Source organism: Fibrobacter sp. UWOV1 (assembly GCF_900142495.1).
Classification (GTDB): Bacteria; Fibrobacterota; Fibrobacteria; order Fibrobacterales; family Fibrobacteraceae; genus Fibrobacter.
Window position 1 is genome coordinate 12553 of sequence record NZ_FRBA01000008.1, and the last position, 14515, is coordinate 27067.

A 14515-nucleotide genomic window follows, 5' to 3' on the forward strand; every position below is an offset into this window, starting at 1 on the left:
GAAATGTTACGTAATGTGCAAAATGTTACGGAAAGTGGAAGAACAGAGGGATGAAATGAAGGATAAGTACGAAATGAGCCGTGATTGCAGTAATTTCAGTTGCGGTTGCGGCATGGTTCTCGGTGCGGTTGCCTGTTTTATAGGAATTTTCATCGCGAGGTTGATGCAATGATGGACAAACTCTTGTTTTTGGCCTATTTTGCGCTGTCGGTCTATTTCGTGGTCGCGTATTTCGTGACCGGGAACGAATTGGCGCTCTTGGTCGCACTTTGGAGCGGCGCGATGCTTGAGATCCGCTCAAGGCACAATATCACAATAGTCATGAAAAGCGAAAGGAGAAACGACGATGACGGAAACGACAAATGACGAAAGGATAGTTGTACTGCTTGGGGTGACGTATTACCGCTCCGACCTTGCGGCTGAAATGCTCGGTATGCACAGGAACACCCTGCTTGAGAAGGCTAGGCAGGGGCTTATCCGCAAGTACCGCTACAAGCATGCCGTATGGTTTACTGAATTGTGGATGAAGATGTACATCGACAAGGTTTCCAGATGAAAAAGTTCTCGGTAGTACAGAGGCACAAGAGCCGCGGCATCAAGACGTGGTACGGCCGTATCTACGACAAGGATTCCGGCCGGCCTCCGCAGTACGTGTCGCTCGGTGTGGACAAGAAAAAGGACGCCTTGGCATGGCGGGACCGTATGGTGGCAGACCAGCTCAACGGAAACGTGGGGAAAGGGGACTCGGTTCTCGTTTCCAACGCCATAGAGTCTTTCTTCCGTACCAACGACATGTCCGATCTTACTGAAAGGAACTACCGCAGTGCGTTTATCGTGTTGGAAGAGTGGTTCCGCGAGAAGGGGATAAACGTGCTTGGCGACATAACCAACATAGTCGCAAGCGATTTCGTTTCTAGTCTGGATTCGTGGAAAGCATCTACCAAAAGGAAACGCGTGACGATTTACCGTAGCTGGGCAAAGTGGTGCATGGAGATGTACGAGCCTCGCTGGAAGAAGAACCCGTTCGTGGCGGTAAAGGTCAAGGGCGAGAAATCTAAGCCGAGGGATTTTTGGACTATAGAGCAGGTAGAGGCAATCCTCGCCGCCGAGGAAAACCCGTTGCTACGTCTCATGTATGCGTTCATGGCCTTTGCGGGCCTGCGTTTCGCGGAAGCCGCGTCGCTGACCTACGCCGACGTGTTTGAAGATGACGGGAATGTAAAGAGAAAGTTACGTATTTTGGGAAAAGGCGGGAAGGTCGCTTTCGTGCCAATTTGCACTAGGCTCAAGGAGCAAATAAGCTCCACATTCCAAAACCCCCAAATCTATCCAAAACACCCCAATTTTTCGCAATTTCTAGGCACCGCAAAATCCCTCAAAATTTTCCCTCAATACCAATACAACTGCTCCCAAAATCGGAGTTTAAAGGCGCTTTTCAGGAGAAATTCCATTTTGGCATCGTTTGGTGGCGAGGTGCATCTGCACCGATTTAGACATAGTTTTATCAGCAATCTTATCCGTGCCAACTGCTGTAGCATACGTTGCGTGGCGGACTTGGCGAGGCACGAGAACGTGAACATAACGCTGAACACGTATTCGCACCTCCTGCCGTCCGACAAGGAGGAGGCGCTGGAGATATTCACAAGAAAAGATACACAAGACAAACAAGGAGGTTCCTAGTGAACATAGTAGAAGTGGCGTTGGGCGACCTTAAACCCTATGCCAACAACCCGCGACTGAACGATGTCGCGATAAAGTACGTCAAGGAGAGCATCGCGAAGTTCGGCTTCAAGGTTCCGCTCGTCATTGACACCCACAACGTCATCGTATGCGGTCATACGAGGTACGAGGCGGCAAAGCAGCTCAAGATGGAGTCGCTTCCGTGTATCAGGGCCGACGACCTCAACGAAGAACAGATCAAGGCGTTCCGTCTTGCCGACAACAAGGTAGCTGAGTTCTCCGAATGGGACGACTTCAAGCTGGACCTGGAACTCGGGCAGCTCAACGACCAAGGTTTCGACATGGAGCCGTTCGGATTCTTCAACGAGGAAGAGGACGAGGAAGAAGCCGAGAAAAAGGAAGAGGAACGCTCAATCGCGTCCATGGAACTTAACGAATTTGAGCATCATGACTACTTGGTGTTCGTATTTGACAACAAGAACGACTTCATTACCGCGTGTAATGAATTCAACATCCAAAAGGTAAGAGGAAATGGAAAGAAACATGGAAGAATCGGTCTCGGAAGAGTTGTCAGAGGTTCAAAGCTGGCTGAAAGACTTAGACTTGACGATAGTGGTGATAAGTCGGGGACGGGCAGGAAAGACGATAACGCAGAAAGTCCTGCCTAAGTGGGTCACGTTCGTTGTACCAGAGTCGCAGGAACAGCAGTACAGGGCACACCTTTCCAACCCTATCATGACTTGTCCCGACGACACGCTTGGTCTCGGCAAGACAAGGAACTTCGTCCTTGACCATGTGAAGACGAGGATGGTCGCCATTTTTGACGATGACATAAAATGCGTAAGGTACATCGGTGGCGCACAGTCCAGGCCCCTCACTCCCGAGGAAGTCGTATTCGTCGTATGCAATATGGCCCAGATGACTGACGATGCCGGATTGCACACCTTCTGTTTCGCTCAACGCAACAGAATGACGTTCGATCCGCACCTCCCGTTCGCATTGAAGGGTACGTGTTCAGGGTTTATCGGCATTATTGACAGAAAATACCGCTTCATGGAAAACAGGTTGAAGGTAGACGTGGACTATATCCTGCAAAACCTCCTGTATGACAGGGTTGTGTTCTTTGAGGGACGTTACGCCCTTGAACTCTACATTGACTCCAATTCCGGTGGTAGCAGCCTTTTCCGTTCCGAGGACAAAATCAAGGAAGAAAGGGCTATCCTCTGCAAGAAGTGGGGCAAGTATCTCCAATACAAGGAAACGAGGGCGTTGAAGCATCAGCAGAGCCGTATGATTGTGGTTCCGAGCATCAACGTGAAAAGGACTCAAAGCCTGGATATTTAACCTTGTTTTAACTTCGTCATATTTTGACATCTTTTGCACTAAAAGGGCGTGTTTTGCTGACACGTCCTTTTTCCGTGTTTACGGGCCTAAATTATAGGCCGTGAAGTATCGTGACTTTAGAGAAACTAGCTGGGAGACTGCGGGTCTCGTAACCGACGAGAGGGGACATCTTGTCGGTGAAATCGTATGTACGGGCGCCGGAGTCTTTTCGTATTACGATTCCGACCGCAGGGAAGTGCGTCTTCTCCGTTCCATTGACGATGTAAAGGCCGCAACTCCGGGCATAGCCGACCTGCCGATCACTCTTTTGCACCCGAGCGAGGACGTTACGGAACGCAACGTTGACAAGCTCAAGGTCGGTACAATCGGTCACGAGGTCGTTTTCGACGGCCTAAACAACAAGATTCATGTGGACATTGAAGACCCGAAGGCCATTGATGCCATCAAGAACGGCCGTATCCGTGCCGTATCAATGGGTTATGACTGCCGTGTCGTAAAGGACAGCGGTAATTGGCAGGGTACGGACTATGACGCCCGCCAGACCGACATTGTGTACAACCACATGGCCCTCGTCCCTGTCGGACGGGCCGGAGACGGGGTGAATTTCCGCGTAAGGTGCGGAGATTCCGTCGACTTCAACATTTTCAAGAATGAGGATAAAACAATGAAAAAGACCACTCTCCGCGATGGCTCCATTGTCGAAGTAGAAGAAAGCGTCTTTGATGAGCTGAAGTCCTACAAGGATGAATGCCAGAAGCTCAAGGATGCCGCCGACGAAAAGCAGAAGACCATTGACACCGTGACGGGTGAACGCGATGCCGCCAAGGCCTCCCTCACCAAGACCGAAAAGGACTTTGCCGATTTCAAGGAAAAGGCATTGGACGAAAAGGAAATCGACAGCCGAGTCAAGGCTCGCCTCGGTCTCGTCAAGGCCGCCGACGAAGCCGGCATCGAAAAGGCTTGCGACATGTCCGACAAGGAAATCAAGGTCGCCATTATCGGCAAGGCCTTTGACGGCATGGATCTCGAAGGCAAGACCGACGAATATATCGGTGCGATGTTTGACGCCGCCTGCGCCCAGCTCAAGAAGAAACTTGACGACGATGGTGAAGGCAATCCCAACAAGCAACTTGACGGTCCGTCCCATGTAAAGGACTCCGCCGATGACACCACGCCGGATGACGCATATCAGAAGATGTGCGACGCCCTGTCCGGCAAAACCAAGAAGGAGGCCTAATCATGGCTAATATTCCCGAAGATTCTATGAATGAAGGCAAGGGCCTGCCCGGCCTTCTTTTCCCGTTCGTGCCGCACTCCATTGAAACCGGCACGTTGCAGGACAACAAGGACGAAGTGGGCGGTTTTCCGCTTTATGCAGTCCAGGGTCAGCCGGGCAAGGTATGGGCCGCAAAGCCAGCTTCCGCCGACGCAGTTGCCCGCGTGGTTGAAGTCGTTATCGGCGGTACCGTCGCAGAAGGCGACAAGTACTCCGTTTCCATCAACGGCACCAAGTACGAAGTCACCGCTCCGTCCACTCCGACCGCTGGCGGTATCGCAACCGCTCTCGCTTCCGCTGTGGGTGCTGACGACAACTACGGCGCTTCCGCTTCCAGCGAAAAGGTGACCATTACCGCTTCTACCGCAGGTGCAGCCGCCAATGCCGACGAATTCGTCGTAGCAAAGACCTCTGCCGCTGGCACCATCACCAAGACCAACAAGACCGCAGGTGCCGACGCCGTTGCAGGTGGTACCTTCATCGGTATCGCTTCCTACACGACCGCCGAAATGATGAACTGCGGTTACAACGCTGGCGACCACGTGAACGTGCTCAAGAAGGGCCGTCTGTGGGTTCTCGTCGATGGCGAAGTCCTCGCTGGTCAGGCCGCCTACATCAACAATTCCACCGGAAAATTCACCGCCAACAGCTCTAGCGCAACCGCTATTGCAGGTGGCGTGTTCAAGTCCAACGCCGCATCCGGCCGACTTGCCGAATTGGAAATCGCTTAAGGAGGTAACAGAAAATGCCTTTCAATACCAAACAGAATGCCGCGATCCTCGCTCTCTTTGGCGTAATCGCAAAAGAAACCTACGGCCTCGACCGTGAAGCCCTTCATGCCACCGAATTCGTGCCTATGCAGACTGGCGTAGCCCCGTTTGCCGGCTCGTTCAGCTACAAGGTCATTTCCGATGTCGGCATGGCAAAGTTCGTTGCCGACTACGCCGACGACCTTCCGCCCGTGGGCCGTTTCCTCAAGATTGAAAGCGCCGGCATCCGCACGCTCGCAATCTCCTACGCCTACTCCAACGTCGAACTGGAACAGTACCTCACCGCAGGTATTGACGTTTCCCGTGATGACGCCATCTCCGCTCGTCACTACATCGACAAGAAGGTTGATGAAGTGATTCTTATCGGTGATGCCGACCAGGGTCTCACAGGCCTGTTCAACAACGAGAACGTGACCGTGGTCGCCTCTCCGAACAACGCCGCCGGCACTTCGACCAAGATCAAGAACAAGGACCTGTCCGAAATCGTGAAGACCGTGCAAACCATGGTTGACGGTGCGTATGCCTTGAACAAGGGCACCATCGTGCTTGACAGCATCATCTGGGACCACGAAGCCTACGCTTACCTGTCCACGACTCCGGTCAGCGCGCAGAACTCGACTTCCATTCTCAACTACCTCAAGGAAATCTTCCGTGAACAGGGTATCGTGAACTGGAACGAGAGCCGCAAGCTGGACGAAATCGGTGGTGGCCGCGCAGTCCTCTACAAGAAGGCTCCGACCATCGTGTCCTACATCTTGCCGATTCCGTTCAAGCAGGAAGAAGCTCAGGCCCACGCCCTCCATTACAAGGTGCCGTGCTATGCCCGAGTCGGTGGCACGATCATCAAGAACATCAAGGGCATCATCTACTGCGATGGTGTGTAAGCAATAAGAAACTCGTTTCTCCAGGGACGAGCGCGGGGGAGACCCCGCGTAGTCCCCGGGAAACCCGTTTTTTGATTCAAAATCAACGTTGACTGGAGAAAAACGATGAAAAAGATTTACAACAACAGAACCAAGCGAGTGATGGTATTCGGCAAGGCTATGCTCCTGCCGGGCACTAACGTAGCCGAAGAAATTGCCGAGAAGGAATATCCTCTCGTCAAGAAACTGATTGACGAAGGCGATCTCGTAATCGTTGAAGACACCGCAAGCGCCGTCAAGAACGCCAATACGCAGAGTATGGTGGACGAGATTGTCGACTTGTCCAAGGGTGACAAGAAGACCAAGGAAGCTGGCGAGAAGCGCAAGCAACAGCTTGACAAGATTGACGCCGAAGCCAAGGAACTTGAAAAGAAGCAGAAGGAAGAAAAGGACTAGCGAGCCATGCCGATTTCTGCCGCAGAGAGACAAGAACTTATAGGATACCTGCCCGTGAGCATGCGTACTAGCGAAATGCTGGACGCATGGATTCGCGGTGCGGAGTTCCGTGTTTCTCGTTCTTACTTCGGCAATGCGTACATATACGCCCTTTCGCGCATTGTCGCGCACAAGGCGATAATGGACGAAATGGCAAGCGAAGGCGTGGCTGGCCCTGCAACGCAAAAGAGAGAAGGTGACATCTCCATTTCGTATGGAGGTAGCGGAGATACCGCAACGGACGAACTTGATGCGACCGTGTACGGCAAGGAGTACAAGTCGCTGTTGGCGCAGTACAAGCCGAACCCTGGCATAACGCACGGAATCTGTATCGGTGGAGGACTTGACGGTGGCGACCGTATTCAATCGCTCTTTTGAGTTCATCCGAATCGGCCAGACAACGCACGATGACGAGGGCACTCCGATTCCAGGTACCGTAGAGACAAGGATAGTCCGCGGTACTGTACAGCCGATAAACGGCAAGGATACGATACCGGATTCCATCGCCTCTCGCAACACGGGTTCCGTGAAGGTGTATTCAAGCGAGCGTCTTGACTTTAGGGCCGTAGACGGGAGCGGGCGCGGATTCGTCAGATGTGGCGGTTTCATGTATGAACTCATGGACGAGTTGCCGTATCTGAACATGGGCGACATTTCGCATTGGAAGTACATAGCCTGCCTCGTTCCACCCCATATGGAACCTGCCGAACTTTTTGTAACTGATGATGACCCCGGATTCTAGAGATGACGATTGACGATATAAAGAAAAGCATTTGCAAGTGGATTACTAACGATGGCGAGTACGCCGTCCAGATTCCCGACAATGCTGCAGCACGCCACGGCAAGTATTACGCCGTAGGCGTGATTCATGTATCGCAATACGGCTCTCTAACTCAACCGCCACCGAAAGCGCCGAACGAGGATCATTACCGCGTGGCGCAGTACGTTGCAACTGTCACCGTCCACGAAGTTGCAGGAAATGGTGAAAAGTTACGCAAGTTCCGTAACGACTTTATCTCACCCGAGTTCTGCGATTTCGTCAAGGCGAGATTCAACGTGGCAGACGGCCTTGACCGTTCTTTCAGCGTATGGGACATGAACGACATTGCCGACGAGACGATCAATGACGGGGATTTCTTCATCGAGCAGTACGTATTGAGTTTCCGTGTTCAGTTCAACGATTTCGTGGGCTATAGCCGCGGGCCGATTGAATCCGTCAACGGGAAAATTGGAACAGAAGATTTTGAAGTAGCAAGGAGCTGATATGGCCAACAAACTCAACCAAATCGTGCGTGTGAATACTGTCAAGGCGACTAGCAGTGTCCTCACCACATCCGTAAACACCGTGGCTATCGTGGTCACGGGTTCCGCAAAGGCCGCTGGTGAATACAGCGACCTTGACTCCGTCGTGGAGGATTTCGCCAAGACTACCGAAGCGTACAAGATGGCGCAGACGTTCTTCTCGCAGAAGACGCACCCCGACAAACTTGTAATCATTACCGCCGCAAGCGCAAGCTCCTCCGACGTCATTGACGCGGTGGAATCCGCTTCCGGATTTGACTTCTTCCACGTCGTGCTGTCCTACGCCTTCTCGGGAGTAGATGCCGCCGCAAAGGCTGCAGCCGCAGTGGCGTTCGTTAAGGCCCTTGACACCAAGGCCAACGAAGTGTTCAAGATGTTCCACCTCGAAGTGAACATTGACGGCAATGCGAGCCTTCTGTCCACGATTTTCAGTGGCGAAGGCGGTCTTACCGAAAGTGGTACGGAGCGCGTGTCCATTTGGGCTCACGACACCACGACCTACGAGAATGAGCATCTTGCCGTCGCTATTGTCGCACAGCGTTGCGGTGTTGACCCTGCACGTGGAACGTGGGCTCACAAGAAGGGCCTTGTCGGTATCACGCCGGACAACCTAACGGCAAGCGAAGTTGCCGCTGCAAAGTCTGCCGGCTACAATATCTACACAACTATTGCTGGAGTGGCCCGCACGTTCATGGGCACGACTTGCGGTCCGACCGCCTTCATCGACACCATCGTCAAGTGCGACTGGATCAAGTTCAACACCGAATCTGAAATCTACCGCTTGCTCGGTGACGCCAACGAAGGCTATGGCCTCACGTACGATGACACCGGCATCCAGGCCATCGGTGCCATTATTTCCAAGGTTCTCACGCAGGCCGCCGATTCTACGCATCAGTACATCATGGAAGGTTACACCGTGACCGTCCCGACCTACGCATCTATCGCACAAGCACAGAAGGACAAGCGCAACGTGCCCAATATCAAGGGCAACTACAGCGTCATGGACTCTGTGCATACCGTGCTTGATGTAACCCTCAACATTGTCTATCCCGAAGCCGAATAAGGAGGCAGAATCATGGCAAGACACAGTGGTACATGGAATCACCTTGACTGGAACTTCCAAATCAACGGAGTCCCGCTGACCGATTTCAACGGAGACGTAACCTTCGCGGCAATGGAAGACGATTGGGAATTCACGCAGGGTCAGAATTACGCTACCGAGCGTTCCCTGCACGAAAACCGCTCGTTTGACATCACGTTCCCGATGATGGCGACCTCTGCACAGCTTGACCTCGTTGAGGCTCTTTCTGTCGCGGACAAGAAGATTGGCGCCGGGCCGTATCCGTTCTCCGCAGTCCACCTTATTACGGGTGCAAGTGGCATTGAAGGGTACAAGCTCGTCGGTCAAGCAACTATCACGCAGATTGACCCGCCGACTGTCGGCAAGGTCGGCTCTGCAAGGAACATCAAGCTTCACGTCGATGCAGAATTGATGTGGAGAGGTGCTTAACGACAACAACCACAAAGCTCCCTGGAGGGACAAAAAATGTCAGTAAAAGATCCTGTTAAGTACACCGTTGACGGGCGTAGCTACACTACGATTCCGTTGACTGGCCGTGACAGCATAAGGCTGGACAAGATGGTTACGCCAATCGTGTTCGGTCTAGGTTCGGTATCCAAGAAACTATCGCAAGGAGACATAGCCTTGCTTCTTTGCGAAAAGATGGGTAATCTTCCCGAAGAAAAGTTTGAAGAAATCCGCAGGCTCACGTTCCGTGGAACAATGTTTGACGGGAGTGACAACGAAAAGTCCATTTCGCTTGAGGGTGACGAGTGCTACAACCATTTTGAAGGCCGACTGATTGACATGTACAATGTCATGGTGGCGGCATGGGAGGCGCACAAGCTCACCCCTTTCAGGATGCTTGCTGGGTCCTCGACCGAGGGAACAGCATAGTCCGTAAGATGCTGACATCGCGGCAGAATGACTTCAATGACCTTGGCCTCATAGGCCATTTGTCACAAGCCGTGGAGGACGAGTACATATTTTGGAACCTCGTAGTGAACTTGCGGCTTTCTCCGTCCGAGCTGGACACGTGGACACTTGACGAGATGCGAAAGGCCACGGCCCTGCTTGACATGAGACAGGACTACAAGTCCGCTTGGAACGCTTTCTATGACGTGGGAGAGAAGAAGTAATGGCAGGTGAGAATTTCGTACTAGACTTCAAGTTCGGTGGCAACGCCGAATTTCTCGCACGTCTTGAATCGTTGATGCGCCGTGTAGACCGTATGTTTGAGTCTACCGCAGAAGACATCAAGGAAACAACCGATGCAACGAATGAACTGAACAAGGCCGCAAGAAACGCGGAGCCTGGCCTGAACAAGATGTCGGGCGGGCTTTCTCGTCTTGCAGGTGCATTGAAATCCGTAGTTGCATCGTATATCGGCTTGCAGGGCATAAGCAAGATTTGGAGTTTCGGCAACGAGTCCATAGACCTCTACAATCAGCAATTAAGGCAGGAACGGCAACTGCAGACCGTGCTCAAGAACAAGGGCATGGGCGAAGCCGAGTTCAATGTAGTCAAGCAACACGCCGCAAGCATCCAAGGCCGTACGATGTATGGCGACGAGGCCATGCTCGCAGGTGCAGGGGAACTTGCAACGTACGTCAAGAGTACGTCCTCAATGACGAAGATGATGGACTTGCTCGCAGACTATGCCGCCGGCATGACAGGCGGTGGAGAGGTGACGCCACAGCAAATGGTAGACCTCGCCACGGGTCTAGGCAAGGCTTTTGACGGGACGTACGAAGCCTTCCGTAAAAAGGGCTTCGACACTAGCGGCCTTGAAAAAATCGCCAAGGCAACTGAATTGCAGGAAAAGATTGCAAAGGGCGAAGGCCCGAAGACACTCTCTGCCGATGACAGGGAGGCTTTGCAATTTCTCAACGACAACAAGGGCAAGAGCATTGAAGACCTCAAGATTGAGGCTATACGTGAGGCGCTTGCGGATTGGGCCGGGCTTTCCGAGACTTTCGCCAATACTGACGAAGGCAAGATAGTCCAGATCAAGAACGCAATTGGCGACATGAAGGAAGACATCGGTAAGAGGCTCCTTCCTGTCGTAGCCAGCATCATGAGCAAGGTCCAGGACAATCTACCAAAGATTCAAAAGATGATGGATTCGCTGGCCAACGCATTTCTCGCCATTGGAAATGCGCTAGCCGACCATATGGACCAGTTCATGATGATTGGCGAAATTTTGGCCAAGGTAGTATCGTTCGTAGTGGATTTCCCCGTAATGAGCGGTATTGCCGTAATGGCATTGATGGCCATAAAGAACGGGTTCCTTGAGACTGCCTTTGCCGCAGACGATCTCGGTGACAAACTCGTAAAGACGAATACCGAGTTGCTGAAAATGAACAAGGCCTCCGCAATGCTTATCGGCGGTACGGGTCTTGCAGCAGGGGCCATGGCCTACAATTCGGGCGCAAGCGAAGCCGACAATGCAACGGCAGGATTGAAGGGAATGGCGGCGGCAGCCGCTTTCGGTGCCTCTCAATTCGGGCCTCTAGGAGCCGCGATTGGCGCTACGACATTTGCGATAGGTGGCTTGGTGTCGGCAGTGTATCAACTGTACAAGGCAAGTAGCGATTCGGACAAGACGATTTCCGAGATAAAGGAACGCGAAGCGGAAATGGACAAGTTGCTTGAACTCCGCAAGGCTTGGAAGAATGGCGAGGCTGGCGGTGCAGTAAACTATCAACGTGCGTTGAGCGAGTTTGAATCACGTTTCGGTTCGCTTGAAGGTTCCTACCTCGTAGAAGGCTTTGGCGGTAGAGGTTCTTACGGCAAGGCTCTTGACGAGGCCTTGGCGCTTGCGAAGAACGGCACACCAAATGTCAAGGTAAACAGCGAGAACGTGGTTTCGCAGACCGTCAACATGGAAACGAGCATAGCGGAAGCCTATGCAGTGATGCGTACCACGTTGAGAGAATTCATTGATGAAACGATAAAGACGGAAGACATCTTTAACGGAGCGGAGATGGCGCAATGATAGGACTTATACAAAAAGCATACATGGAAGGTCATCGCGCATTGCCGTTGACCGCTTCTCTGTTTGCTCATACCGACATGGGCATAGAGAACTTTCCGTTCGATCTTTTCATTGACGAGAGCCACGGCCTAGAGTTCATGATTTCGGAGCATCCGTTGCAGGACGGGGCCGTCATAACCGACCACGTTACACAGAAGTTGCGTCAGTGCAAGATTACGGGTATGTTCACGAACCACAGCGTACGCCGTAATCGTGGCAACACGGAGACCATTTCCATAGCCGGGTACGAGGACGCACAGCCGCTTGAAAATGTAGCACGGCAGAAATATACTGACCTTGAAGACCTTGCAAAGCGCAGGGAACCTGTCCGTCTTGTGACATCGCTGATAGCCTATCCGAAGATGCTCATAAAGTCAATAAAAACAAGCCGTGACGACAAGTCGGGCGAGAGTATCAAGTTCACGATGACGCTGACCGAATTCAAGACTGTACAGCTTTTCAACGTGTCTTCCGACTTGGTGTACGGGCAGGGTTCAATGAAGGATGCCGTGGATAGGCTTACCGCCAACGTGAAGAAGGGCGGTCTAACGTCAGGGACGGTGCATGAAGTGAACAAGCTGTTCAAGATGCTCGGAGCGCAGTAATGATTACCATTCCAATAGACACAACGCAATCGTCGCATTTCACGCTCGCCGTAAATATCGGCGGCGTGGTCTGCGGTTTCCGTTTTCTCTGGAACGAGAGGGATTCTAGCTGGTATTGCGATTTCAGCAGTAGCAACGGCCAAAACCTCGGGATAAAGGTGGTCAAGGACAGCGCTTTGCTCGGTAGCCGTAGCAAAATCGGTGCTGACGGGGATTTCCGCGTATTGAAGGCCAACAAGACCGCAGAAGACGAGATCACGTACGAGAATTTCGGAAACGACTATATCCTTGTATGGGGAACATCGTACGAGTGGGAGGAATACGATGACCTTCGAAAGGGTGTGTGAGCTGTACATCGGAACGTTCCCTAGCGGAAACAAGCCGCAGGAAGACGTAGAGGCTGGCAACGGGACTCTCGTGGCCGACCTGCATTTTAATTTTGACGTGATCCGCTCGGTCAACTATTTCAAGAACAAGGCCGTAATCAAAATCTACAACGCCAACGAGGATACGATAGACAATTGCATGTCAACGGGCAAGGCCGTTATACTGCGTGCAGGGCATCGTAGCGACAAGGTTGGAAATATCTTCATCGGCCAGATAGACGAGTGCTATACCGACCGCATGAACAACGGCGACGTGGTTACAACACTCGTATGCGTATCGCAGAGGGGCGCGCAGTACCCTCTCGGCAGGGTCATAACGACCGTTTCGTTCCCTGCAGGCACTACTTATTTTGACGTTCTGCAGTATATTGCCGATTTTGCTGGTGTACCGCTGTCCGGTGCCACATCTTTAAAGGATATGAGGCTTGAATACCGCTATCACGATGTAGGCAGCATAACCGAGATTGTTCAGCACGTCAAGAACGACTTGCTTCTTGAACTCGGCGGTGACGTTATCATTGACAACAACGAGATGCTGTACATACAGAAGGTTGGAGATATTTCGGAGTTGCAGGACGGGACACTCGTAGAGAGCGCCGGACATACCGCTTTCGAGACAATTGCCCTAACGCTACGTAGCGGTCTGTTTGAGGCAAAGAAGGTTCGCAAGCAGAATACGTCCGTTGAGGAAAAGTTCAAGAAGAACATTGACTACTACATGGGCCTGCGTTCAACCGAGCGGAAGGAAACGTACGAGGAAATGCAGAAGCGCATAGAGAAGGAAAAATCCGAACCCGCAAAGCCCGTGCTTGAGGTGGACTTCAAATGCCTTCTAACTCCAGAGATTTCGCCCAATTTGCCCGTTTACATTGACAACCGCAAGATAGTTGACGGGAAAATTGACGAGAACGACAAGTTTGGCTTTTACGGCCGATTCATGGTAACGGAAGTGAGGTTCCTCGGGGACAATCACGGCGGTAATTTCAGTTGCATATGCAAGGGAGCGCAGTATGGACCGTAGTCAAGCGGAAGAACTCATATCAAGGCGTCTATGCGACTTTGAGACGGCAATCCCTGCCAAGGTGACCGCAGTCGCCGCAGACGGCACGATTTCCGTAGTGGCGCTCATAAAGAAGGTCACCGTGGACGGGATAGTGGACGTGGACAATATGGTAATGGACGGAATACGGCCTTTTACCATAGGCAACTCAAGTGCATGCATTGACATAGAGATTGAGAAGGGTTCCCAAGTGTTGCTCGTAGGGCTGTCACGCCATGCGCGTGAATGGCTCGGTTCGTCTTCGGACGATGCCGTAATACCGAAAAGCCCGTACGGCAATATGCTCAACGACCTCGTAGCGGTACCGCTGTTCCGTACTGACAGGGATAGTGGCAAGGCTAGCAGGATCTCGCTTGGAGTGGACGGTACTGTACTTGTAGAGTCAAAGTACGGCCAGTCGCTGAAATTCAACTCGGACGGCTCCATAGACCTAAATCCAAAGTCCGGCAAGAAGGTAAAAATCGGTGGCGACCTTGACGTGGAAGGCGAGGTCAACGATTCAAACTACAATCTTACGGAATTGGGCCGCTCGTACGATGTCCATATGCACGCCTTTATCGGTGTGCCGCCTGGAACTGCATCCGCTACTGACGGGCCTATGGCTCCACCTACTCCATAATCACAACCACCCCAAAAA

Annotated in this window: 22 protein-coding genes; 21 read left to right on the forward strand and 1 reads right to left on the reverse strand. The window is 52.2% G+C overall.

The features are described 5' to 3' along the window. The first annotated feature begins 168 nt into the window (after positions 1-168). The 20 genes from BUC02_RS11090 (at position 169) to BUC02_RS11185 (ending at position 13839) form a co-directional block, all read left to right on the forward strand. Entirely contained in the window at positions 169-366 is a 198-nt protein-coding gene (locus BUC02_RS11090) for a hypothetical protein (RefSeq protein ID WP_139261122.1), read from the forward strand. Beyond that, entirely contained in the window at positions 347-556 is a 210-nt protein-coding gene (locus BUC02_RS11095) for a hypothetical protein (RefSeq protein WP_073322573.1), read from the forward strand. Before BUC02_RS11090 ends, BUC02_RS11095 begins: the two co-directional genes overlap by 20 nt. Further along, positions 520-1680, forward strand: coding sequence for a tyrosine-type recombinase/integrase (locus BUC02_RS11100; protein WP_139261123.1), 1161 nt, complete (start codon positions 520-522; stop codon positions 1678-1680). Before BUC02_RS11095 ends, BUC02_RS11100 begins: the two co-directional genes overlap by 37 nt. Further along, positions 1680-2348 carry a ParB N-terminal domain-containing protein gene (locus tag BUC02_RS11105; protein WP_073322576.1) on the forward strand — a complete coding sequence of 223 codons (669 nt, stop codon included), beginning with the start codon at positions 1680-1682 and terminating at the stop codon, positions 2346-2348. Before BUC02_RS11100 ends, BUC02_RS11105 begins: the two co-directional genes overlap by 1 nt. Next, positions 2296-3024, forward strand: a complete 729-nt coding sequence (locus tag BUC02_RS11110) for a GREB1-related protein (protein ID WP_371341023.1) — start codon at positions 2296-2298, stop codon at positions 3022-3024. The genes BUC02_RS11105 and BUC02_RS11110 overlap by 53 nt, the downstream gene beginning before the upstream one ends. 100 nt (positions 3025-3124) lie before the next feature. Then, on the forward strand, positions 3125-4261 hold the full coding sequence (locus BUC02_RS11115) for a DUF2213 domain-containing protein (RefSeq protein ID WP_073322580.1): 1137 nt from the start codon (positions 3125-3127) through the stop codon (positions 4259-4261). Positions 4262-4263: 2 nt separating this feature from the next. After that, positions 4264-5031, forward strand: a complete 768-nt coding sequence (locus BUC02_RS11120; protein ID WP_073322582.1) for a structural cement protein Gp24 — start codon at positions 4264-4266, stop codon at positions 5029-5031. Positions 5032-5045: 14 nt separating this feature from the next. Continuing rightward, positions 5046-5954: a major capsid family protein gene (locus BUC02_RS11125; RefSeq protein WP_073322584.1), complete on the forward strand. Its 909-nt coding sequence runs from the start codon at positions 5046-5048 to the stop codon at positions 5952-5954. 105 nt (positions 5955-6059) lie between these two features. Further along, on the forward strand, positions 6060-6389 hold the full coding sequence (locus BUC02_RS11130; protein WP_073322586.1) for a hypothetical protein: 330 nt from the start codon (positions 6060-6062) through the stop codon (positions 6387-6389). Between the two features lie 6 nt (positions 6390-6395). Then, positions 6396-6806 (forward strand): DUF4054 domain-containing protein, encoded by a 411-nt coding sequence (locus BUC02_RS11135; protein WP_073322588.1) that lies wholly within the window; start codon positions 6396-6398, stop codon positions 6804-6806. After that, a complete protein-coding gene (locus tag BUC02_RS11140; protein ID WP_073322590.1) occupies positions 6778-7170 on the forward strand; it encodes a hypothetical protein in 393 nt (130 codons plus the stop codon). The genes BUC02_RS11135 and BUC02_RS11140 overlap by 29 nt, the downstream gene beginning before the upstream one ends. Positions 7171-7172: 2 nt before the next feature. Further along, complete coding sequence (locus BUC02_RS11145) at positions 7173-7691, forward strand: hypothetical protein (protein ID WP_073322592.1); 519 nt, start codon at positions 7173-7175, stop codon at positions 7689-7691. Between the two features lies 1 nt (position 7692). After that, complete coding sequence (locus BUC02_RS11150; RefSeq protein ID WP_073322594.1) at positions 7693-8793, forward strand: DUF3383 family protein; 1101 nt, start codon at positions 7693-7695, stop codon at positions 8791-8793. A 12-nt stretch (positions 8794-8805) separates the two neighbouring features. Beyond that, positions 8806-9240 (forward strand): hypothetical protein, encoded by a 435-nt coding sequence (locus tag BUC02_RS11155; RefSeq protein WP_073322596.1) that lies wholly within the window; start codon positions 8806-8808, stop codon positions 9238-9240. 36 nt (positions 9241-9276) lie between these two features. Next, positions 9277-9687 carry a hypothetical protein gene (locus BUC02_RS11160; protein WP_073322597.1) on the forward strand — a complete coding sequence of 137 codons (411 nt, stop codon included), beginning with the start codon at positions 9277-9279 and terminating at the stop codon, positions 9685-9687. A 104-nt stretch (positions 9688-9791) separates the two neighbouring features. Continuing rightward, positions 9792-9929: a hypothetical protein gene (locus BUC02_RS16270; protein WP_175549849.1), complete on the forward strand. Its 138-nt coding sequence runs from the start codon at positions 9792-9794 to the stop codon at positions 9927-9929. Then, positions 9929-11788: a hypothetical protein gene (locus tag BUC02_RS11170; RefSeq protein ID WP_073322601.1), complete on the forward strand. Its 1860-nt coding sequence runs from the start codon at positions 9929-9931 to the stop codon at positions 11786-11788. Before BUC02_RS16270 ends, BUC02_RS11170 begins: the two co-directional genes overlap by 1 nt. Continuing rightward, a complete protein-coding gene (locus BUC02_RS11175) occupies positions 11785-12432 on the forward strand; it encodes a phage baseplate protein (protein ID WP_073322603.1) in 648 nt (215 codons plus the stop codon). Before BUC02_RS11170 ends, BUC02_RS11175 begins: the two co-directional genes overlap by 4 nt. Continuing rightward, positions 12432-12779: a phage baseplate plug family protein gene (locus tag BUC02_RS11180; RefSeq protein WP_073322605.1), complete on the forward strand. Its 348-nt coding sequence runs from the start codon at positions 12432-12434 to the stop codon at positions 12777-12779. Before BUC02_RS11175 ends, BUC02_RS11180 begins: the two co-directional genes overlap by 1 nt. Next, on the forward strand, positions 12757-13839 hold the full coding sequence (locus tag BUC02_RS11185) for a hypothetical protein (RefSeq protein ID WP_073322607.1): 1083 nt from the start codon (positions 12757-12759) through the stop codon (positions 13837-13839). The genes BUC02_RS11180 and BUC02_RS11185 overlap by 23 nt, the downstream gene beginning before the upstream one ends. On the opposite strand, the gene BUC02_RS15895 is transcribed toward BUC02_RS11185, so the two are convergent. After that, entirely contained in the window at positions 13840-14019 is a 180-nt protein-coding gene (locus BUC02_RS15895) for a hypothetical protein (RefSeq protein ID WP_139261124.1), read from the reverse strand. Positions 14020-14068: 49 nt separating this feature from the next. Between BUC02_RS15895 and BUC02_RS15900 the strand changes: the two genes are divergently transcribed. Further along, positions 14069-14497, forward strand: a complete 429-nt coding sequence (locus BUC02_RS15900; protein WP_139261125.1) for a hypothetical protein — start codon at positions 14069-14071, stop codon at positions 14495-14497. Positions 14498-14515: the final 18 nt, after the last annotated feature.